The organism is Streptomyces sp. NPDC020192 (assembly GCF_044388685.1).
Classification (GTDB): domain Bacteria; phylum Actinomycetota; class Actinomycetes; order Streptomycetales; family Streptomycetaceae; genus Streptomyces.
Genome location: NZ_JBIRXG010000021.1, coordinates 112,468 through 132,805 on the forward strand (window position 1 = coordinate 112,468; position 20,338 = coordinate 132,805).

General features: G+C 72.0%; 16 protein-coding genes and 1 pseudogene. 4 read left to right on the plus strand and 13 right to left on the minus strand.

The window, feature by feature from the left end:
- Positions 1-29: 29 nt before the first annotated feature.
- Positions 30-2,012, minus strand: coding sequence for an aconitate hydratase (locus tag ACH47Z_RS33545; RefSeq protein WP_399080516.1), 1,983 nt, complete (start codon positions 2,010-2,012; stop codon positions 30-32).
- Between the two features lie 170 nt (positions 2,013-2,182).
- Between ACH47Z_RS33545 and dnaK the strand changes: the two genes are divergently transcribed.
- Together dnaK and grpE are read left to right on the plus strand one after the other, a co-directional pair.
- Positions 2,183-4,039 carry a molecular chaperone DnaK gene (dnaK, locus tag ACH47Z_RS33550; RefSeq protein WP_399080518.1) on the plus strand — a complete coding sequence of 619 codons (1,857 nt, stop codon included), beginning with the start codon at positions 2,183-2,185 and terminating at the stop codon, positions 4,037-4,039.
- A 2-nt stretch (positions 4,040-4,041) separates the two neighbouring features.
- Positions 4,042-4,620, plus strand: coding sequence for a nucleotide exchange factor GrpE (grpE, locus tag ACH47Z_RS33555; RefSeq protein ID WP_399080520.1), 579 nt, complete (start codon positions 4,042-4,044; stop codon positions 4,618-4,620).
- Here grpE and ACH47Z_RS33560 read toward each other — a convergent pair.
- Positions 4,586-5,059, minus strand: a complete 474-nt coding sequence (locus tag ACH47Z_RS33560) for a hypothetical protein (RefSeq protein WP_399080521.1) — start codon at positions 5,057-5,059, stop codon at positions 4,586-4,588. The two genes, grpE and ACH47Z_RS33560, sit on opposite strands and share 35 nt — an antisense overlap.
- Positions 5,060-5,129: 70 nt before the next feature.
- On the opposite strand from ACH47Z_RS33560, the gene ACH47Z_RS33565 reads away from it, so the two are divergent.
- Positions 5,130-5,579: a hypothetical protein gene (locus ACH47Z_RS33565; protein ID WP_399080523.1), complete on the plus strand. Its 450-nt coding sequence runs from the start codon at positions 5,130-5,132 to the stop codon at positions 5,577-5,579.
- A 46-nt stretch (positions 5,580-5,625) separates the two neighbouring features.
- Here ACH47Z_RS33565 and ACH47Z_RS33570 read toward each other — a convergent pair whose 3' ends face one another.
- The 8 genes from ACH47Z_RS33570 to ACH47Z_RS33605 all read right to left on the minus strand — a co-directional run bounded on the left by ACH47Z_RS33570 (position 5,626) and on the right by ACH47Z_RS33605 (position 14,928).
- Entirely contained in the window at positions 5,626-6,294 is a 669-nt protein-coding gene (locus ACH47Z_RS33570) for a DUF5825 family protein (RefSeq protein ID WP_399080525.1), read from the minus strand.
- Between the two features lie 22 nt (positions 6,295-6,316).
- Positions 6,317-8,230 carry a RiPP maturation radical SAM C-methyltransferase gene (locus ACH47Z_RS33575; protein ID WP_399080527.1) on the minus strand — a complete coding sequence of 638 codons (1,914 nt, stop codon included), beginning with the start codon at positions 8,228-8,230 and terminating at the stop codon, positions 6,317-6,319.
- 119 nt (positions 8,231-8,349) lie between these two features.
- Positions 8,350-10,128, minus strand: coding sequence for an alpha/beta hydrolase family protein (locus ACH47Z_RS33580; protein WP_399080633.1), 1,779 nt, complete (start codon positions 10,126-10,128; stop codon positions 8,350-8,352).
- A 62-nt stretch (positions 10,129-10,190) separates the two neighbouring features.
- A complete protein-coding gene (locus ACH47Z_RS33585) occupies positions 10,191-11,420 on the minus strand; it encodes an MFS transporter (RefSeq protein ID WP_399080529.1) in 1,230 nt (409 codons plus the stop codon).
- 375 nt (positions 11,421-11,795) lie between these two features.
- Entirely contained in the window at positions 11,796-12,056 is a 261-nt protein-coding gene (locus ACH47Z_RS33590) for a hypothetical protein (protein WP_399080531.1), read from the minus strand.
- Positions 12,057-12,131: 75 nt separating this feature from the next.
- Complete coding sequence (locus ACH47Z_RS33595; RefSeq protein WP_399080533.1) at positions 12,132-12,890, minus strand: cupin; 759 nt, start codon at positions 12,888-12,890, stop codon at positions 12,132-12,134.
- Positions 12,884-13,816 (minus strand): PmoA family protein, encoded by a 933-nt coding sequence (locus tag ACH47Z_RS33600; protein ID WP_399080534.1) that lies wholly within the window; start codon positions 13,814-13,816, stop codon positions 12,884-12,886. Before ACH47Z_RS33600 ends, ACH47Z_RS33595 begins: the two co-directional genes overlap by 7 nt.
- On the minus strand, positions 13,813-14,928 hold the full coding sequence (locus ACH47Z_RS33605; protein ID WP_399080536.1) for a Gfo/Idh/MocA family protein: 1,116 nt from the start codon (positions 14,926-14,928) through the stop codon (positions 13,813-13,815). The genes ACH47Z_RS33600 and ACH47Z_RS33605 overlap by 4 nt, the downstream gene beginning before the upstream one ends.
- A 521-nt stretch (positions 14,929-15,449) precedes the next feature.
- Between ACH47Z_RS33605 and ACH47Z_RS33610 the strand changes: the two are divergent.
- A pseudogene (locus ACH47Z_RS33610) lies at positions 15,450-16,686 on the plus strand (GNAT family N-acetyltransferase).
- A gap of 147 nt (positions 16,687-16,833) precedes the next feature.
- Here ACH47Z_RS33610 and ACH47Z_RS33615 read toward each other — a convergent pair.
- The 3 genes from ACH47Z_RS33615 to ACH47Z_RS33625 all read right to left on the minus strand — a co-directional run bounded on the left by ACH47Z_RS33615 (position 16,834) and on the right by ACH47Z_RS33625 (position 20,166).
- Entirely contained in the window at positions 16,834-17,778 is a 945-nt protein-coding gene (locus tag ACH47Z_RS33615; protein WP_399080538.1) for a C45 family autoproteolytic acyltransferase/hydolase, read from the minus strand.
- A 96-nt stretch (positions 17,779-17,874) separates the two neighbouring features.
- A complete protein-coding gene (locus ACH47Z_RS33620) occupies positions 17,875-18,810 on the minus strand; it encodes a LysR family transcriptional regulator (protein ID WP_399080540.1) in 936 nt (311 codons plus the stop codon).
- 108 nt (positions 18,811-18,918) lie between these two features.
- A complete protein-coding gene (locus tag ACH47Z_RS33625) occupies positions 18,919-20,166 on the minus strand; it encodes an MFS transporter (RefSeq protein WP_399080542.1) in 1,248 nt (415 codons plus the stop codon).
- Positions 20,167-20,338: the final 172 nt, after the last annotated feature.

Below are 20,338 nucleotides of genomic sequence, written 5' to 3' on the forward strand. Positions count from 1 at the left end.
GCCTCCCTGCGCAGCGTTCCTCCCGGGGCCTATTGCTCCTCGCGGGCGAGGAGCGCGATGGTGCCTCCGGCGAGTACGGTGCGCCGGCGGCCGTCGGACAGACGGTGGCGGACCTGATAGGTCTCGTCCTTGGTGGTGTTGTGCAGCCGCAACAGGGGCTCGGCTCCCGGAGCCAGTGCGGTGTGCAGGTTCTCCAGCCGTAGCCGGTCGCCGATGTCGAGGCGGTCGTAGTCGCCCGGGTCGTCGAACTCCAGCGGCAGGACGCCGAAGTTGGCCAGGTTCTGCCAGTGGATGCGGGCGTACGACTTGGCGACGACCGCGCGCAGTCCGAGGTGCCGTGGGGTGAGGGCGGCGTGCTCGCGGGAGGAGCCCTGCCCGTAGTTCTCCCCGCCGATGACGAAGTGTGTGCCGGGGCTGCCGTCGGAGGCCAGGTCGGCGGCGCGTCGCGGGTAGTCCGGGTCGATCCGGGTGAAGGTGAACTCGGCGAGCTTCGGGATGTTCGACCGGTACGGCAGTGCTTTCGCCCCGGCCGGCGAGATCTCGTCGGTGGAGACGTTGTCGCCGCACTTGAGCAGGACCGGGCCCGACAGTGTCTCGGGCAGCGGGTCGAAGTCGGGCAGGCCGGAGATGTTGGGGCCGCGTGCCAGCTCGACCCTGACCGCCTCCTCGGGCGGCAGCGGGGCCTCGAGCATCGCGCGGTTGACCGATGCGTGCTTCGGAAGGCTCAGGTCCGGGTACGGCACGCCTTCCCCGGCCGCCCATTCACGGGGGTCGGTGATCGTGCCGGTGAGCGCGGAGACGGCTGCCGTCTCCGGGGAGCAGAGCCAGACCGCGTCGTCCTCGGTGCCGGAGCGGCCCGGGAAGTTGCGCGGGAAGGTGCGCAGGCTGTTACGGCCGGGGGCCGGGGCCTGGCCCATCCCGATGCACCCCAGGCAGCCGGCCTGGTGGATACGGGCCCCGGCGGCGATCAGAGCGAAGGTGGAGCCCATCCGGGTGAGGTCGGCGAGGATCTCGCGGGAGGTGGGGTTGACGTCGAAACTGACGGCGGGGTGGGTCTGACGCCCGGCGACCACGGCCGCGGCGATGGCGAAGTCACGCAGCCCGGGGTTGGCCGAGGACCCGATGACGGCCTGCCCGACGGGCTCGCCGGCGACCTCGCGCACCGGCACCACGTTGCCGGGCGAGGTGGGGCGGGCGATGAGCGGTTCGAGCGTGGACAGGTCGATCTCGTCGGTCAGGTCGTAGACGGCGTCCGCCTCGGCGGTCAGCTCGCGGAAGTCGGCCTCGCGGTCCTCGGCGCGCAGGAAGTCGCGCACCGCCGTGTCGGAGGGGAAGACGGAGGTGGTCGCACCCAGTTCGGCACCCATGTTGGCGATGACGTGCCGGTCCATGGCGGTCAGTGCGTCGAGACCCGGGCCGTGGTACTCGAGGATCCGGTTCACCGCCCCCTTGACGCCGTGGCGCCGCAGCAGCTCCAGCACCACGTCCTTCGCGCTCACCCACTCCGGCAGCTCGCCGGTCAGGCGGATCCCCCAGATCTCCGGCATGGTCACGTACAGGGGCCGCCCGGCCATGGCCAGCGCGACCTCCAGGCCCCCGGTGCCGAGCGCGAGCATGCCGAGGGATCCGGCGGCGCAGGTGTGCGAGTCGGACCCGGCCAGCGTCTTGCCGGGAATGCCGAAGCGCTGCATGTGGGTGGGGTGGGAGACGCCGTTGCCGGGCTTGGAGTACCAGACGCCGAAGCGACGGCACGCGGAGCGCAGGAAGGCGTGGTCCTCGGCGTTGCGCTCGTCCGCCTGGAGCAGGTTGTGGTCGACGTACTGGACGCTGACCTCGGTACGGACCCGGTCCAGACCGAGGGCCTCCAGTTCCTGCATCACGAGGGTGCCCGTGGCGTCCTGGGTGAGCGTCTGGTCGATCCGCAGCCCGATCTCACGGCCCCGTTCCATCCGGCCGTCGACGAGATGATCGTCGATGAGCCGGTGCGCCAGTGTGCCGTGCGAGAGCGTCACAAGGCCAGGCTGCGCGCTCCCGGCCCGGGGTCGCAAGCCGACGCGCGCCCCGCCGCCGTACGGCGTGAGCGGCCCCCGGTCGGGTACTCGACGGTGTCGGCAGCTCGCGGCGGTCTTCCAGGGGGCCGAGAATGGAGGTGCCGTCCCCTTGCCCAGGAGGGAGAGTCCTGATGGCGCGTCCAGTCGGTATTGACCTGGGAACGACGAACTCGGTGGTCTCGGTCCTCGAGGGCGGGGAGCCCACCGTGGTCACCAACGCCGAAGGGGCCCGGACGACGCCTTCGGTCGTGGCGTTCGCGAAGAACGGCGAGGTCCTGGTCGGGGAGGTCGCCAAGCGGCAGGCCGTCACCAACGTCGATCGCACCGCTCGTTCCGTGAAGCGGCACATGGGCGATCACGGCTGGCGGTTCCCCGAGCACGATGACATCGACGGCAAGCGCTACACGGCGCAGGAGATCTCCGCACGTGTGCTGCAGAAACTGAAGCGGGACGCGGAGGCACATCTCGGCGAGGACGTCACCGATGCCGTGGTCACCGTCCCCGCCTACTTCGACGACGCCCAGCGGCAGGCGACCAAGGAGGCCGGGGAGATCGCCGGCCTGAATGTGCTGCGGATCATCAACGAGCCGACCGCGGCGGCGCTGGCCTACGGGCTGGACAAGGAGAACGACCAGACGGTCCTCGTCTTCGACCTGGGCGGCGGCACCTTCGACGTGTCCCTGCTGGAGATCGGCGAGGGCGTCATCGAGGTCAAGGCCACCAACGGCGACACACACCTCGGCGGCGACGACTGGGACCAGCGGATCGTCGACCACCTGGTCTTGAACTTCAAGAACAACTACGGCATCGATCTCGCCAAGGACAAGATGGCCGTGCAGCGGCTGCGGGAGGCCGCGGAGCGGGCCAAGGTCGAGCTGTCCAGCTCGTCGGAGACGAACGTCAACCTCCCCTACATCACGGCCTCCGCGGAGGGCCCGCTGCACCTGGACGAGAAGCTCACCCGCGCCCAGCTCCAGCAGCTGACGGCGGATCTGCTGGAGCGCTGCAAGGGTCCCTTCCACAACGCGGTCAAGGACGCCGGGATCAAGGTCTCCGACATCAACCACGTGATCCTGGTGGGTGGCTCGACCCGTATGCCGGCGGTGACGGACCTGGTGCGGGAGCTGACCGGCAAGGACCCGCACAAGGGGGTGAACCCGGACGAGGTGGTGGCCGTCGGCGCCTCGCTCCAGGCCGGTGTCCTCAAGGGCGAGGTCAAGGACGTCCTCCTCCTCGACGTCACCCCGCTGTCCCTGGGCATCGAGACCAAGGGCGGCATCATGACCAGGCTGATCGAGCGCAACACCACGATCCCGACCCGCCGTTCGGAGATCTTCACGACGGCGGAGGACAATCAGCCGTCGGTGACGGTCCAGGTCTATCAGGGCGAACGGGAGATCGCGTCGTACAACAAGAAGCTGGGCATGTTCGAGCTCACGGGCATCGCGCCCGCGCCGCGCGGAGTCCCGCAGATCGAGGTCGCGTTCGACATCGACGCCAACGGGATCATGCACGTCTCCGCCAAGGACCTCGGTACCGGCAAGGAACAGAAGATGACCGTGACCGGCGGCTCGGCGCTGCCCAAGGACGACATCGACCGCATGGTCCGCGAGGCGGAGCAGCACGCAGAGGAGGACCGCCGGCGCCGGGAGGCCGCGGAGACCCGTAACCAGGCCGAACAGCTCGTCTACTCCACCGAGAAGCTCATCAGGGACAACCCCGACAGGATCCCGGCGGACGCGAAGAGCGAGACGGAGAGCGCGCTGACGGACCTGAAGGAGAAGCTGAAGGGTGAGGACTCGGCCGCGATCCGGCAGGCCACGGAGCGTGCGGCCGAGGCGGCGCAGAAGATCGGTACGGCGCTGTACGACAGGTCTCGCACCGAGAGCCAGGCGTCCGCCGGCGCGGACACGTCGGCTGCCCCCTCCTCGGACGAGGACGTGGTGGACGCCGAGATCGTCGACAACGACAAGCCGGAGGCGGGCTGACCATGGACGAGGTCCGGCCGCCGCACCCGGACCCCGACCGGCTGCGGCGTCTGCTGGAGGAGCGCACGGCCGACCTGCAACGGGTGAAGGCCGAGTACGACAACTACCGCAAGCGGGTGCGCCGGGACCGCATGGCCGTACGCGAGATCGCCGTGGCCAACGTCCTGCATGCCCTGCTGCCCGTCCTGGACTCCGTCGACCGCACCTGCGCGTACGAGCCGCTGACGCCGGGTCTGAAGGACATCACCGACACGCTGCGAACCCAGCTGGGCTCCCTGGGACTTGAGGTGTTCGGGGAGCAGGGTGACCCGTTCGACCCGGCGTGCCACGACGCCGTGACGCATCACGTCTCCCTGGGCTCCGACCAGCTGATCTGCACGAAGATCCTGCGCCCGGGCTACCGGATCGGTCCGCAGCTGCTCCGTCCGGCTCATGTGGAGGTCACCGGGCCGCCTCCACCGGCGAGGAACCCGCTCGGGCAGCTTCGGCAGGAGCCTCCTCGACTCGGCGCGCCGCGAGGCAACGACTGCGCCAGCCTCACGAGTCTCACGCGCGCGGGGCACGGTGATCGACTCGGGTGACGGCCCTTGGGTGCTCATCCTCACCGGCTTCCCCAGGCACAGGCAGCGGCTGCCGGAACGGCACGGAGGTGTCGACCGTGGGCGCGTTCCTGCGCAGTCTCCGAGCGACGGCCTCGCCCTCCCGCTCGGCCCCCGCGGCCACGGCGAGCAGGCGGAAGGGAGCGGACGGCCACAGTTCGACGCACACGACGGGTCTGCCGGGCCGTACCGCCACGAAGTCCTGCCCGCCCTGATGGCCGCGCGTGCCGAGGCACAGGGCTCCGGGAATGTGGATGCCCCGCTCGTGGATTCCGCGCAGGGCGCGCCACCAGTCCCGTTCGACCGTCACCCGGCACACCGCTTCCAGCGGCACACGCACGTCACCGCGGCGCACGGCCATCCGCTCCCACCAAGCGAGCCGTACGACCAGCTCATCTCCCTCGACAAGCATGCGTGCCATCGTCAACGCCTCCCTTCTATCCTGCCTCAGGAAGACATCCGCCGGAGAGGACCGTGGAGGGGCGAGGGAAATGACGGTGTGGGGGCTGGTCGTCGAATCGACCGTGGGGGTCGGCGAACGCAAGCACGTCGAGGCCCACGTGGTGGCACACATGTCCGGCTCCCGTGCCGAGGCGCTCGCGGAGTTGGAACGGCGGGCTCGGAGCTACTCGCCCGAGCACCCCCGAAGCCCCGAACGCCGTCGGCTCCTTCGGGACGGCGACGGATTCCTTCTGGTCGTCGACGGAGCGTGGCAGTCGTTCATCACGCGGTTCACGGTGGCAGAGCTGCTGGCGGACTCCGCCGCGCCCGCCGCCCCGGAACCCGTGGAGGCGGCGACCGAGCCCGTTGCCGCCCCGGAACCCGTGGAGGCGGCGAGCGAGCCCGTTGCCTCCCCGGGTGAATCGGCGGAGCAGGTCGAGCGGTACGCGGACGGGGTGCCGGTCAAGCCGACGTGGCTGGGGCGCGACGACCTGTCGTGAGCGCGTCCGTGCCCCATGTGCCGGCGCAGGCCATCCGAACTGGATGTCAGACGGTCATCGGCTCCTGGAGCCAGCGGCTGATCCGGTACGGCAGCCACCAGGAGAGCGGGCCGATGTCGAGGACGAGTTTCTCGGTTCTGAAGTCGTCCAGGACGGCGGCCGGCACGGAGGTCGCCGGTGCACCGTATGTCAGGCGTTCGATCGTGTCCTCGTAGTCCGGTTCGTCGGCGGTGAAGCGGCGTAGTTCTCCCCAGCGGCGGTCCCGGATCTGAACGAAGCCGGGGCCCTTGCGCCACAGGCATTTGCACAGGTAGTGGCCCTGCTGCCAGGCTCGCAGGGCCTCGTCGGCGCCGGTGGGTCCCTCGATGCGCCGGGGTGGCTGGAGGTGGCTGAGGGCCTGCCAGGCATCGGCCGGCGCCGTGGGGAGGCGGAGGTCCCATTCGACGAGGACGGCTCGCGCGGTCAGGTCCCGTATCAGGCTCAGTCCGGCCACCGTCTCGGCGGCTTGTCCGGGGTCCGCGCCGGCCGTCAGGTCGATGGTCCCGGGCAGTCGTACGCGCCGGGCACCGAGCTGCCAGAGCCGGTCGCTCTCGCTCGCCGGCGGGCCGGGAAGGGCGAGTTCGCCCAGGGACATGCCGGGGAGTTCGCAGGCGGACGGGTCGTAGTCGCGCCAGGCGAGGACGGTGGGGAGGCGTAGCGTGGTCGAGGCAGTCATGGGCGTCCTCCTCGGGGCGCGGTCATGCGTGGACGGGCTCGGTGGGCACGGCCGGCGCCGCGTGGGTGTGCCGCATGAAGTCCAGGCGGAGCAGTTCCTCGTTGACGGCGGCCGGGGCGATGTGGACGTACTGTCCGCCGTCCGTGAAGACGATCCCGAGCCGGACCCAGGAGTCGAGGAGCCGCTGTACGCCGGTCTCGTCGCGGGCGGCTCCGGGCGCCTGTCGTGCGGCTTTGCGGGCGAGTGCGGCGACGGTGTGCGGCTGGTCGAGGAGGCGGAAGGCGGCCAGTTCGAAGGGGTCGGTCAGCTCGGTCGTACGCCAGTCGAAGGCGCGGCGCCGGGAGACGAGGACGACCCGGTCGCCCAGGTCGGCGTGGGAGAGCCGGGCGTCGGCGTGGTGCTTCTTCCACGCGGCCAGAGCGTCGTTCAGCGCGGTGACGGTGGGTTCGCCGATGCCCCGCTCAGGTGCCTCGAAGACGTACGCGAGGTCATACAGCTCCTCTTCGGGCAGGTCGTAGGTGAAGCGGTAGTGCTCCTCGGGCCTGAGGCCGGTGAAGCCGAGCTCGGGGCGCTCGAAGTACGGGCTGAAGCGTTCGATGGCGATCCGGGCCGACAGGTCGACCGGTGGGTCGAGGTGTTCCAGCGCCGGTAGCTGGGCGATCACCGGCTCATAGTCCTGGGCGGTCTCGCCGGGGAAGCCGTGGAGGTAGTTCCAGGCGACGGACAGGCCGGTCTCGGCCCCGTCGCGGAGCATGCGCACGTTCTGGCAGCCGCTGACGCCCTTGTCCATCAGGTCCAGGACACGGTGGTTGAGCGATTCGATGCCGGGCTGGACGTAGATCATCCCCGCGTCGGCGAGGGTACGCAGCTGCGGGCGGCGCAGGTTGGCCTTGATCTCGATGTGCATCCGCAGGTCGTATCCGCTGTCGATGATCCGGGGCAGTACGGTCGTCAGGTAGCCCATGTCGAGGATGTTGTCGACGACGTACATGTCCAGGACCCGGTGCCGGCGGACCAGTTCGACGATCTCCTCGTAGAAGGTGTCCGGGCTCTTGGAACGGAACTCCATGAACGAGCCGTTGAGTCCGCAGAAGGTGCAGTGGTGCTTCTCGCCCCACCAGCAGCCGCGGGCGCCCTCCACGACCAGCTTGGGCTCGATCCAGTGGCGGGCGGCGGAGGCGGCGAGGCGCTCGAAGTAGCCGCTGTAGTCGGGGGGCAGGATCGCGGCGGGCGGAAGCGGCCGGCTGGCCATCGCGTTGGCGCGGCTCTCTCCGCCGGGGCCCCGATGGCACAGGCCCGGCACCTCGGCGAGGTCCGAGCCGTCGGTGAGGGCGGTGAGCAGTTGCGGGAAGGCGGCCTCGCCCTCTCCCCTGACGACGTGGTCGACGAAGGGGAAGTTGCGGTGTACGGCGGCCCCCTGCGCCCCGTCGCAGTTGGCCCCGCCCATGACGGTGACGATGTGCGGGGCGAGTTGTCTGACCCGCCGGGCGGCGGCGAGCGCCGCGGTGTTCTGCTGGAAGGTGGAGGTGAACCCGACGACGTCGGGCGCGTGCGCGACGATCCGCCGCGCGATCTCGTCGACGAACTCCGGGACGATCCGGTGCAGCGCGTGGGTCAGCTCCATGCGTGACTTCTTGAGTTTCCCGCGCATCGCCGCGGTGAACTCCTCCTCGCGCCAGTGCGGGTCGTCGTAGAGGGCCGAGGAGAACACCCAGTCGCCGCAGCCCATGAAGTAGGACGACAGCGCGTAGTACTCGTAGTCGTCACCGGTGAACCCGGTCCGCTCGGTGATCCAGTCGATGAATTCGAGATTGGCGTGCAGGACCTCGGCCTCGGCGCCGGGCACGCGCTCGTCCACGCTCCGTTTGAGGATTCCCAGTGCGAGGGACGGGAGGTCGATGGGCGACCAGGGCATGTTGACCAGCAGGACACGCATGTCGGCTCCTCGGGGATGGGGACCGGCCGGCCGGGGCGGGTCAGTCCTCTTCCGCTTCCTCGGCGTTGCGGAACGGGATGGTGACGGTGATGCCGATGCCCGGCTTGCGGTTCTCCTCGTCACCCGCGAGCGGGTCGTTGTGGATGATGTCCTTCTGCATGGGTCCTTCTCCTCTCCGTGGTGTGTGCGCTGGTGTGGTGCTCCCCCGCTCCGGGCGGAGCGGGGCGTCTGGGTGGGGCGGCCGGCCGGCCGCGCAGTTCCCGGTCGAGGAAGACGATGGCCCGGCGCAGCACGGTGACGTGGTCGCCGCCGTCGTAGCCGTCGTGGCCGGAGTCGAGCCACAGCGACTCGTGCCGGACTCCGGCGGCGTGCAGCGCGGCCAGGTAGCCGCGGATCTGGCCGGGCGGGCATTTGACGTCATGGCGGGCGGCCGCCACCAGCAGGGGGGCGCGGACCGCGGTGGCGTAGTGGATCGGTGAGCTGCGCGCGTACCGTTCGGGAACCTCGTCGGGCGTGCCGCCGAAGAGGCGTTCGTCCAGGGCGCGCAGCGCGGGAGTGGTGGTGCGGTGGGCGGCGACGCAGTCGGCGACCGGCTTGACCGCCACGCCCGCCTGCCACAGCCCGGGGCGGGTGCCGAGGGCCAGCAGGACGAGGTAGCCGCCCCAGGAGGTCCCCCACAGGCCCACGGCGTCGGCGCGGATCAGCCGGCGTGCGACGAGGTCGGCGCGCACGGACGCCAGGTCCTCGACCTGGGTGAGGCCGACGCCCTCCCGGAAGGCACGCCGCCAGCGCGGCCCGTAGCCGGTGGAGCCGCGGTAGTTGACGCGGGCGACGGCAAACCCGGAGGCGACCAGGGAGTGGACGACGCCGTCGTAGGCGTCGCGGTCGTGGTCGGCGGGCCCGCCGTGCACCAGGAACACCGCGGGGGCCGGACCGCGCTGTGCGTCCGGCAGACTGAGCAGGGTGTGTACCGGCCCGTCCGGGCCGGGCGTCCACACGTCCCGGTGCGTGCCGGGAACCCGGTCGGGGAGCGTGGGCAGCTCGGGCAGGGCGGTGCCCCGGGTGGAGTAGGGCCGGGGCGGGTGGCCGGCGGCTGTCCAGAGGTAGTGCAGATCGCCCCCGGGCCGGGTGGCGGCGTCCAGGACGGTGCCCGCTGGGGTGGGTACGGCGGTGAGGGTGCGGGTGGTGAGGTCGGCGCGGTGCAGGGTGGAGCGGCCGTGGCGGTCCTGGCGGACCAGGACGGACCGTCCGTCCGCGTCCCAGCGGGCCGTGATCTCCGTGTCGAAGGCGCACCAGTCATGGACGGTCAGCCCGGTGACGGGCCGCCAGGTCGCGAGGGCGTAGCGGTCGTCGTACTCGCGGACGAGGAGGAGTTCCTCGCCGTCCCCGGTGGGGGCGAAGCCCAGGGACCACAGCCGGCCGGTGTCGCCGTCGGGCAGGACGGCCCGTACGGCACCGTCATGGGTGAGGACGGTGACGGCTCCGGTACCGGCGAGGGCCAGCAGCCGGCCGCCGGGTGTGATGCCGGTGAGGGTGGCGTGGCCGTCGATCCGGGCGACCGTGCGGGCGGTGCCGCCGCGCGGGCCGAGGTGGACGGTGGTGGCGTGGCCGTTGCCCGCCGCGATGGCGACGGTGCCGTGGTCGCTCACCGCCAGGCCTCGGGGGAGGCCGGCCGGGACGTTCGTCAGACCGGGCCGGTCGGGGCCTCCGGCGAAGGGCTGGAACCGCCACTGCCCCGACCCGTGTGCGTCCTCGTCGAACCACCACACGTAGGCGTCCCGGTCGATGGCGCCATGCAGGGTGCCCCGGGGGCGCCGGGTGACCTGCCGGGCGCTGCGGGCGGCGGCGTCCCAGGCGAACACCTCGCACCGGCCCTCGGCGTCGGCGGTGAAGACCATCTTGGCCGGGTCGGCGGCGGCGACCTCCGGCAGGGCGGCCCGGTAGACCTGGTAGCCGCCGCTCACCGGACGCCCTCCGCCACGAGCAGGCCGCGCACCGGACGCCGGGAGCTGTGGACCGCGAGCAGGGCCAGCAGCAGCCCGCAGACGACCGCGGGCGCGGCGGTGGAGACCCGGTCGGCGAGGGTGCCGGCGAGGACCGGAGCCAGCGCGGCGGCGCCGGTGGTCGCGGTGGCCAGGACCGCACCGGTACGGGCCTGCAGCGCGGGCGCGGTGACCTGTATGGCGCGGGCCTGGAGCACGACGGAGGCGAGCGGCATCAGCAGACACACCAGGCTGAACAGCAGGCCGTACGCCCAGGCGCCGGTGACGGTGGCGAGCGCGGCCGTGAGCGGGACGAGCAGCCAGGTCACGCCGGTCACGACCCGTGGTGGGCCGTAACGCCGGGCCACTCTCGGTGCGGCGAGCGCCCCCGCCAGGCCGGCGGCGCCCGACACGGCGAGGACCGCGCCGAGCACGGGGCCGGCATGGCCGTCTCGCCGGAGGGTGAAGACGGCTCCGTAGTACAGCGCCACCACGACGGCGTTGACGACGGTGCCCCAGGCCAGCACCAGCCGCAGCAGCGGGGAGGAACGCACCAGCCGCAGCCCGGCCGCGGCCTCCCGCAGCAGTCCCTCGCCGCGCTGCCGCGTGGCCGGCGCGGCGAGGTCCGCGCGCATGGCCGAGACGCACAGCGCGCTGACGGCGTAGGAGAGGGCGTCGGTGAGGAACGGCAGGGCGCGGGCAGCCTGGTAGAGGACACCGCCCAGCATCGGGCCGGTGATCAGCGCGCCCTGGTCGGCGGCGGTGAGCCGGGCGATCGCCCGGGGCTGCTCCGGGCCCGGGCAGATCAGCGCGACCGTCCCGCGGGCCGCCGCCTCGAAGCAGGCGGTCGCCAGGCGTTCGACCAGTACGGCGGCGAGGATCAGGCCCAGGGGCGGCCGGCCGGTGGCCAGGGCGAGTGCCACGCAGCCGATGGCGAGCGCGGCGACGGCCGCGGACCCGATCATCACAGGCTTGCGAGCGCCCCGGTCGGCGGGTAACGCGACGAGCGGGCCGAGGAGAAGCCCGACGGCGGTGGAGACACCGGCGATCAGGCCCACCGTCTGGGGCGAGTTGCCCAGTCCCAGCAGGAGCAGGGGAAGGACGGTGCCGGAGGCCTGGCTGCCGACCCCGTCGGCGGCGTTGGCCAGCCATAAGAGCCGGAAGTCACGGTGTTCCGCCCTGGGGTGGGACGGTCGTGCGGTTGACACTGGCCGTTCCACGAACACCTCACCGATGTGGCGAAACTGTGCAGAAAGTGTGGCGAGAACGAAGCGAGCGGGAGCGTATTCGAGTCCGAACAGGCGTCACAAGAGCCCGATGTGCGTGGCCGGATTCATGTCGCGCTGCAGCAGGGAACGAGGGAGCGGCCATGGACGGAAATGAAGGGCGCCCATTCCGCATAAGGGGGGAGGAATTCGGATTTTTCCAGGGCAAACGCGCGGCAGCCTCTGCGTCCCGCCCGGGCACGCAGAGACGAGTGGCCGGCGGTCCGCGTCGCGGGGGGCGCGAGCAGGGCGCCGCTTTCGACCGAGAATGTTCGCCGCCGCGCACTGGCCCACGCCCGCGACGGGTCGGCTACGCGATCACCGATGCCGGCGCCCCGCGAGCCGTACGTCGACGGCGGTGAGTCTGGTCGTAGTCGCGCCGGAAGGTCGTCTGCAGGGCGTTGTCGCCGGAGGGCGGGACCTGCGGCGGTTCTCCAGGGTGCCGTCCGTGCCGTACGGCACCGGCGCGAGCGCCACCCCGCCCTTGACGGGGGCACCGTAACCGCTGGCGGGGGCATGCCAGTTGACGTCGGAGGCGGCCTGGCCGCGGCCGAGCGGGGTGCGGCCGGGCGGCGGCACTCCGGAGCGCCGCCGGGCGCTTCTGTTCGTAGGCGTCGTAGCACGATCGTGCCGCCGCCGGTCGACTCCTCGCTGCTAGGCCGTCGGCTCGCCGTCGTGGGGCGGCGTCGTGCCGGGCAGCGCGTACTCGTCGCGGCGCCCGCACATCCCGAAGCCGCCCAGGCGGCTCGGCTCGCTCTGGTACGCGGTCGCGTCGGCGAGGTAGGCCGGCTCGCCGGACTCCAGGGCGTCGAGCTGGGCGCCGGTGCGTTCGGCGGCGGCGAGGGCGCCGGCCCGCCACAGCTCGCGCCAGGCGGGCACCCGGGCGCGGACCAGGCGGGCGGCGGCCTGCTGGAAGGTGCGGTACGGGCCGCTGTCGCCCGCGACCATGGCCTCGCGCAGGGCGAGATAGCCCTCGACGGCCAGGTCCCGGCGGCGCCGGGCGGCGGCCTCGGTGTCCGCTCCGGTGCCCGGCGGCAGCGTGGCGGCGGCCGCGTACCGGTCGGGGTCGGCGAGCACCTCGGGCGGGAAGGTGAACACGGCGTCCCCGGCCTCGGGCAGGCCGTTGTTCTGCATGAGCACGGTGATCCGGAGATCGCCGCCCTGCACCATGCGGTGCACGGTGCCCGGGGTGAACCAGGCGAGGGAACCGGGCCCCAGCGGGATGTCCCGGTAACCGTCGGGGCTCAGCGTCTGCACCGCACCCCGGCCGCCGGTGACGACGTACGCCTCGGTGCACACCAGGTGCAGGTGAGGGCTGCCGCCGCAGACGCCGTCGGCGGCCTCCCAGTCGTAGGCGCTCAGGTGCGACAGGCCCACGGCGCCGGGCAGCGGACAAGACGGTCCACTCACCACGGCAGGCCCTCCAGGTGGCTGCTCACCTGCTCGCGGTCCCAGGCACCGTCGGCGATCACGACCCGGTAGCGGTAGCCGAACCTCTCCCCCGGCGGCAGGGCGAACTCCTCGAAGAACGCCCAGGAGAACGCGACGGTCGGGATCGGCTCGGAGCGCACGAACCAGTGCGAGGCGTGGATCGCGGACGACTCGTCCAGGTTCTCCGGGGCGTGTGCGAAAACGAGGGTGGAGTGGGCGTCCGTCTCGTCGTGTTCGGTGGTGAAGGCCAGCCACGGTCCCTGACTGCCCATCACTTTCTCGGCTCCGACGCCCGGTTCGGAGTCGGACGTGAACACGGCGCCGCCGGTGAAGTCGCGCGGGCCGCGCCACTGGAGCCCGGTGTAGCCGGCCATCTCGCGGCCGGCGGTGGTGGGCGAGCCGAACAGCAGGGGTTCGTCATGGGTGTTGGTGAGGTGGATGGACCAGTCCAGGGTCCAGGCGCCGGCTCCCTCGTCCACCGTGTGCACGGCGAGTCCGCGCACCTCGCGGGCCCATTCCCGACCGCCGTTCTCTACCCAGGTCAACTCCTCGGTGGCGTCGAGGCGTTCGCCGGTGACGGCGAGGTGGGTGAAGCCGTCGTGGCGCATCGAGCCGACGCGGTCGGGCAGGCGGAGGTAACCCTCGCCGTGCACATAGCAGTTGCCACCCCAGAAGTTCTGCCCGGACAGGTGACTGGCCGTCATCTGCAGGCCCTTGTGCCAGCGGTGGTCGTTCGGCCGGTATCCGGTCACCGTGCGCCCGGCGAGTGTGCGCAGGGGGTGGGCGTAGGGCTTGCGGGCCTCGAAGGCGTCCGGGTCGGGCCGGTAGACGTAGCGGAGGATCTCGGTGCCGCCCGGCGCCTGGACCGCGAGATGCTCGCCGTGGACGTGGCTGACTCGGATGCTCATGCGCGCTCCTTCGGGGCCCAGGCGGGGTGGTCGCCGTGCATGGCCGCGTAGTAGGGGTCGCCGGGTCCGATCTCGCCCGCCTGCACCGGCTGCCCGGTGAAAGCAGCCTTGTACAGGGCGGCGGCGAACTCCAGGGTGGCGCGCGCGTCGGGGCCGCTGCCCGGGGGCCGCTCGCCGCGGTCGAACGCGTCGAGGACGGCACCGAGTTGGGCGGTGTGCGAACTGGGCACGTCCTGCGCGGGGGTCCGCCAGGCCGCGGCGCGCTCGGGGGCGACGTGCGGCGCGGGGGTGTAGACCCAGTCGTCGTTGGCGTGGCCGTACAAGTGGGTCAGTTCCAGCGTGGCGTCGGCGCAGTCGACGCGGATGCGGCTGACCTCGTGCGGGGACAGGACGCTGTTGACGACGGTGGCGAGCGCACCGCCGCGGAAGCGGACCAGGGCGGTGGAGACGTCCTCGCTCTCGACGTCGTGGACCAGCCGGCCCGCCATGGCCCGCACCTCCTCCCATTCTCCCAGCAGGTGCAGCAGCAGGTCGTACTGGTGGATGCCGTGCCCCATGGTCGGCCCGCCGCCCTCGCTCGCCCACCGGCCGCGCCACGGCACGGCGTAGTAGCCGGCGTCCCGGTGCCAGGTCGTCTGGCAGTGCGCCACCAGCGGGGCGCCCAGCTCACCGCGCGTGATCAGGTCCCGGGCGTGTACGGCGCCGGAGCCGTAGCGGTGCTGGAAGATCACCGAGGCGTAGGCGCCGGAGGCCTCCTCGGCGGCGGCGATGTCGTCGTACTCGGCGAGCGACAGACACAGCGGCTTCTCGCACAGCACCCAGGCACCCGCCTTGAGCGCGGCCACGGTCTGCTCGCGGTGCAGGGCGGGCGGCGTACCGATGAGCACGAGATCGGGGCGTACGGCGTCGAGCATGGCCTCGGTCGAGGTGAACCCCGCGACCTGCGCACCAGCCTCTGCCCGGAAGGCGTCCAGCCTCCCCTGGTCCACATCGACGGCGGCGACGAGCTCGACGCGCTCGGCATGGGCTCTGAGCGCGGGGAGATGGCTGCCTGTGACGATGGCGCCGGTGCCGATGACGGCGACACGGCGGCGGGGTGCGGACAAGGACATACGGCGCTCCTGAGGGTTCGGCACACGGATCCAAGCACAAGGGAGAGAGAAAGCGCTTGCTCCGTACGAGGCGACCCTAGGGGCGCAGGGATTGTCAGGACAACCCCTGCGCGGGGAGAAATCGCTGGTGCGAGGGGATGGGGGCGGTGTCGAGCGCGGCCGGCGCCACGATGGTGGCCCGGGCGGGGAAGCCGCTCGGGCGGGCAGAGATTCAGTGCGCGGCGGCACTCGCGGTGTCTGTGGACCACGTCATCGAGGACGCACCTCCCTGGGCAGGCCGCTCACGGTCGGCATCACGACCTCCGACGGCGCCACGGCGGCTGTCCGCGGTGGCACCGAGGGCTGAGTCTCCCGTGCGGGCGGCGGCGGGGATCACCGCGGCCGAGCCCGGTCGGGACCGGGCCGTGTGGTGACCGGCCTCGGGCCCGGCCGTTATTCGCTTGCCGGCCATGGGGCAGCGCTGCATTGTGGCGGGACACCACGAGTCGTGGTGTCGGTATCCCGGGGAGGCAGCGGCAGCGATGGAGATCCGTTCCACGACCGACCAGGACCTCGACGTCTTCGTCGACACACTCCATGCCGCGTTCGGACGCTTCCCGGAAGCCCCGGCCGAGGGCGGCGGCGGGGTCTGGTGGGCGGCGCTCGAAATGGACCGCAACCTGCTCGCCATGACGGCGGACGGGCGGCCCGTCGGCACCGCCGGTGCGTACTCCTTCGAGCTCACCCTGCCCGGTGAGGTCCTCGTCCCGGCCAGCGGGGTGACCGCCGTCGGCGTCCTGCCCTCGCATCGACGCCAGGGCGTGCTCAGCGCGGTCATGCGGCACCAGCTCACCGAGCTGCGGGCCCGAGGTGAGTGCCTCTCCGTACTGCTGGCCTCCGAGGCCCTGATCTACCGCCGGTTCGGCTACGGACCGGCGACCTACACACAGCGGCTGGCGGTGCCCCGCCACCAGGCCGCCCTCGTCCTCCCCCGGGCGCGCGGAACGGCCGATGCCCCCGCGACCGGCTCGGACACCGGCACCGTCGAGGTCCTGCGGCGTGCCGAGTGCGGCGAGATCCTGGAAGAGGTCTACGACCGCTACCGCCGCGCACAGCCCGGCGCGCTGTCCCGGCCGCACCGCTGGTGGGCCACGCGCGCGGGGCAGCCCCCCGATATCTCCGGCGCCGCGCTACGTCGCCGTCCACCGTGACGCCGACGGGATCCCGGACGGGTACGCCAGCTACTCGATCGGCGAGGCCGACACCTTGACGGTCGACGAGACCGTCGCCGGCGACGACGCCGTCTTCACGGCCCTGGCGCGGTTCGTGCTCGGACACGACCTGGTCAAGCAGGTCGTGTTCAAGCACTTTCCGCCCGAGCACCCGCTGCGCTGGCAGCTCGCGGACTTCCGCGCCGGCGAGGTGAGCGGCCACACCGACTGGCTCTGGGTGCGGCTGCTGGACGTCCCGCGTGCGCTGACCGCGCGTGGCTGGTTCACGGACGGCGAGCTCGTCCTCGACGTCGACGACCCGTTCCTCGGTAAGCACGGCCGCTACCTGCTGACCGTCCGGGACGGCAAGGCCGACTGCGTCCCGACGGACCGGGAGCCCGACCTGTCCCTGGACGTGAGCGACCTGGGCTCGGTCTACCTCGGCGGCACCGCACCGAGCACACTCGTGCGCGCCGGACACATCCGGGCCCACCGCCCGGGCGCGGCCACCCTCGCCGACGCCCTCTTCCGCGCCGAGCGCCCCCCGCACTGCCTGCACTGGTTCTGACCGCGCGCTCGCCGAGGGTTGCGTTGAGCGTCTGGTGCCGGACGAACCGCGGGAATGGCGCCGGCGGTCTTGACGTCCGCCGGCCGTTCGCCTTCCCGGACAGCCAGGTCGTAGCTCATGACCGGGACCCTCTCACGCGGCACCGCCTCAGCCGGCGTGGCCCATCGTCACCGTGCGGGATCCCGGAGCGAAGTCAGCGAAGGACTGGGCCCAGGACTCGCCAGGCCAGTAGTAGGTCACCCTGCCCTCGGCGGGCCGGTAATGGGCGGTGTAGACGGTTCCCCAACCCGCGTCGAACTCGGGGCGGTACAGCGGCGGCCGCAGCATCGCCGCCACGTCCGTGCCCGCCGCGCGGACGGCGCTCAGTCGCTCGTTGGTCCGGGAGGACCGCTCCTGCTCATCGGGGACCGGCAGATGCTGGTGGTTGGCGGCGCAGGAGTCCGGTGCCTCGGTCAGGGGGATGTCCGGCCCGACGAACACCGTCACCGCCTTCTCGGGGTCGACGAGGGTGACGTTCTGCGGGATGGCGATCGGTATGGACCTCAGCTTGCCGACGGCCTCGTCCACGGTGTCGCACGTCTCCAGCAGGTAGCGCAGCACGATGAGGACGGCGAAGCCGGGGCCATGGACCAGTCGCCCGCCGAAGGTGAGCGAGACGGCGAGCCCGGCGTCGTTCATCCCGTCCAGCAAGCCCCAGGCCGCGTCCTGCGTTCCGATCACCGGACGGAGGAAGTGGGAGGACACGATGGTGCCCTCGCAGTCGTCGGGCTCGAAGTCGTAGTTGCGCAGCAGGGTGCCGCTGCGGCCGATCTGGGTGCAGCCCGAGAAGAACGGTCGCAGGGTTGCGTGGGTGAGGAAGGTCTCCCCCTCGGGACGGTCGAGTTCGCGGGCGAGCCGGTCGAGCACCGGGACCAGCTCCGGCATGTGCGCCTCGAACAGCTTCCGGGCCCGGGCCGCGCCCTCTGCGGTCCGGCTCTCTTCGGTCATCCACCCCTCCGCGGCCGGCCACAGGGCCTGGGCGTGGGCAGCCCACCGTCCGTCGCCCCCGTCGCCGACCTCGATCGCACGGAAGGTCTTCTGCTGCTGGCTCATGGCTGCCGCTCCCCTGTGCACCTCGCATGGATGAAGTGGTGGCAACCTACCTAAATTCGCGGGCAGTTCACCATGGAGGGACAGGCCGGGACGCTGTCAGGTGATGTGCCGGAGCAGGGCCGCGACCGCCGGTGGGGCCTCGCCGGGAGGTCGTACCACCATGATCTTCCAGTTCGGCGCGTGGCGGTCGAACCGGTACTGGGCCAGATCGTCGAAGCGGTCCGCGATCGACTGGGGCATGATGCAGACTCCCAGGTCGCCCCGGACCAGTTGGGCGGCGGCGACGATGTCGTTCACCTCGAACGTCGTGACGCGCTCCACGCCCGCGGCACGGAAGGCCCGGTCGACCGCGTAGCGGATGGCCCAGCCCGGGGTGAAGTCGACCAGCGGCATGAGGGCGACCTCGGCGAGGACGGCCTCGCCGGTGGGGGTGAGGCCGGGGACGGCTCGCCCCGGTGCGGCCAGGAGGACCATGTCCTCGCGGGACAGCAGCCGGGTCGTCAGTCCGCGTTGCTGCTGTCGGTCGAGGGCCACCACGGCCAGGTCGACCGTTCCGTCGCGCAGGGCCTGCCGGATGTCGGCCACCGCCGCTTGCCGCAACTGGACGACCACACCGGGATGTTCGGCACGCAGGGCGGCCAGCGCATGGTGAAGACCGGCCCACACCCCTTGCATGGTGCCCACCGTCACCCGGCCGCGCAGTTGTCCCCGTACGGCGTCGACCGCCTCGCGTGCCAGTTCGGCGGCCCGGAGCGTGGCGCGGGCGGCCGGGACGAACGCCTCGCCCGCGGGCGTCAGGGTCACGCGGTGCGTGGTCCGGTCGAACAGCGGGGTGCCCAGTTCGCGTTCCAGGGAACGGACCGTGCCGGAGACGGCGGACTGGACCACGTGCAGTCGCCGGGCGGCCGCGGTGAAACCACCCGCGTCCGCCACCGCGACGACGACCTCCATCTGCCGCAGGTCCATCATCCGCTCCCGGTCAGGCAGCGCCTCGTTTGGTGTGCACGTGACGATCTGCGCTCTTCTCCGCATCGTAGAGCGCGTGGCGTCCGAAGCCCGGACGAGTGGCGTGTCGGCCGCAGGCTCCGGCAGGCAGCACGCCTGCGGTTGCTTCCGGCCGACCGCCGCCCGTGTCCCGGCTCAGGCCTTCGTCGCGCTCGGCTCCCGTCGCGTCGGCCGCCGGCGTTCGGTCGTCCAGTACAGCAGCGCGACGAGGGGCAGTACCGCGCCCAGGACGGTGAGACCGGTCCACCCCGCGGCGTGGTAGAAGATCGACCCGAGCTGGGAGCCGGCCGCCCCGCCGACGAAGAAGATGGCGATGAACGCGCTGTTGAGGCGGGCGCGTGCCGCGGGATCGAGCTGGTAGATCGTGTGCTGGCCCAGGATGAGCGTCGTCTGCACGGCCATGTCGATGAGGATCGCGGCGAGCGCGATCAGGACCACGCTGTGCGCGCCGAGGCCCGCCAGAGCGAAGGCCAGCGCCGCCACCACGAACGCGGCACCCGTCATGGGACGGACCAGGCCGCGGTCGGCCCAGCGTCCGGCCAAGGGGGCGACCGCCGCGCCGGCCGCGCCGACGAGCGCGAAGACACCGACGGCCAGCTGCGAGTAGTGGAAACGCGGACCGGTCAGGACGAAGGACACGGTGGTCCAGAAGGCGCTGAACGCCGCGAACATCGCCGCCTGGTACAGGCCACGGCGGACCAGCGCCGGATGCGTGCGGACCAGCGCCGCGGTGGAGCGCAGCACGTGGTGGTACGGCATCGTCGTGGTCGGCGCGTGCTGCGGCAGGGCCGCTCGCAGGGCCACGGCGAGAGCCGCCATCAGGACGGCGGAGCCCAGGAACACCACGCGCCAGCCGGCCAGGTCGGAGACCACACCGCTCAGCGTGCGGGAGAGCAGGATGCCGGTGAGCAGACCGCTCATCACCCGGCCGACCACCCGGCCACGGGCGTGATCGGGGGCGAGACCGGCGGCGAACGGCACGAGGATCTGGGCCACCACCGAGGTCGCGCCGGCGACCAGCAGAGCGAGCAGCAGCATCGGGAACGTCGTGGCCGCTCCCGCGCCCACCAGGGAGACGGTCGTGACCGCCAGCAGGGCGGTGACCAGGTTGCGCTTCTCCAGCCGGTCGCCGAGCGGGACCAGGAAGAGCATCCCGATCACATAGCCGATCTGGGTCACCGTGATCAGGGCGCCCGCGGACGACGTGCTGATGCCGAAGGCACGGCTCAGTGTCGAGAGCAGCGGCTGGGCGTAGTACAGGTTGGCGACCGTCATCCCGGACGCGGCCGCCAGGAGCACCACCAGCCAGCCGGGCACCCCGGTACCGGGGCTCTCGGAGGACCCGGAACGGCGTCGAGACAGAAGACCGGGCGATGCGGACATGTGCACCTTCTGAAGGAAAGGAGTCGGAGTCCCGACCCACACGAACGGATCTGCGCCCACGGCTCCGTCGCCGCCGGCATTCACCTGAACCGTCCGTACGCCGTTCTGCTTCCCTGTCTCCGGCGATGATCCGAGATGTCAGTCATCTCGATCGGTGATGAGCCGGGATCGG

What these genes read in the sequence shown, in the direction of transcription:
- ACH47Z_RS33580 (WP_399080633.1), bottom strand. Translation starts at nt 10,128, where the DNA reads ATGGTCTTCACCGCCGACGCCGAGGGCCGGTGCGAGGTGTTCGCCTGG.
- dnaK (WP_399080518.1), top strand. Translation starts at nt 2,183, where the DNA reads ATGGCGCGTCCAGTCGGTATTGACCTGGGAACGACGAACTCGGTGGTC.
- ACH47Z_RS33615 (WP_399080538.1), bottom strand. Translation starts at nt 17,778, where the DNA reads ATGAGCCAGCAGCAGAAGACCTTCCGTGCGATCGAGGTCGGCGACGGG.
- ACH47Z_RS33620 (WP_399080540.1), bottom strand. Translation starts at nt 18,810, where the DNA reads ATGCGGAGAAGAGCGCAGATCGTCACGTGCACACCAAACGAGGCGCTG.
- ACH47Z_RS33570 (WP_399080525.1), bottom strand. Translation starts at nt 6,294, where the DNA reads ATGACTGCCTCGACCACGCTACGCCTCCCCACCGTCCTCGCCTGGCGC.
- ACH47Z_RS33600 (WP_399080534.1), bottom strand. Translation starts at nt 13,816, where the DNA reads ATGAGCATCCGAGTCAGCCACGTCCACGGCGAGCATCTCGCGGTCCAG.
- grpE (WP_399080520.1), top strand. Translation starts at nt 4,042, where the DNA reads ATGGACGAGGTCCGGCCGCCGCACCCGGACCCCGACCGGCTGCGGCGT.
- ACH47Z_RS33565 (WP_399080523.1), top strand. Translation starts at nt 5,130, where the DNA reads ATGACGGTGTGGGGGCTGGTCGTCGAATCGACCGTGGGGGTCGGCGAA.
- ACH47Z_RS33605 (WP_399080536.1), bottom strand. Translation starts at nt 14,928, where the DNA reads ATGTCCTTGTCCGCACCCCGCCGCCGTGTCGCCGTCATCGGCACCGGC.
- ACH47Z_RS33575 (WP_399080527.1), bottom strand. Translation starts at nt 8,230, where the DNA reads ATGCGTGTCCTGCTGGTCAACATGCCCTGGTCGCCCATCGACCTCCCG.
- ACH47Z_RS33625 (WP_399080542.1), bottom strand. Translation starts at nt 20,166, where the DNA reads ATGTCCGCATCGCCCGGTCTTCTGTCTCGACGCCGTTCCGGGTCCTCC.
- ACH47Z_RS33560 (WP_399080521.1), bottom strand. Translation starts at nt 5,059, where the DNA reads ATGGCACGCATGCTTGTCGAGGGAGATGAGCTGGTCGTACGGCTCGCT.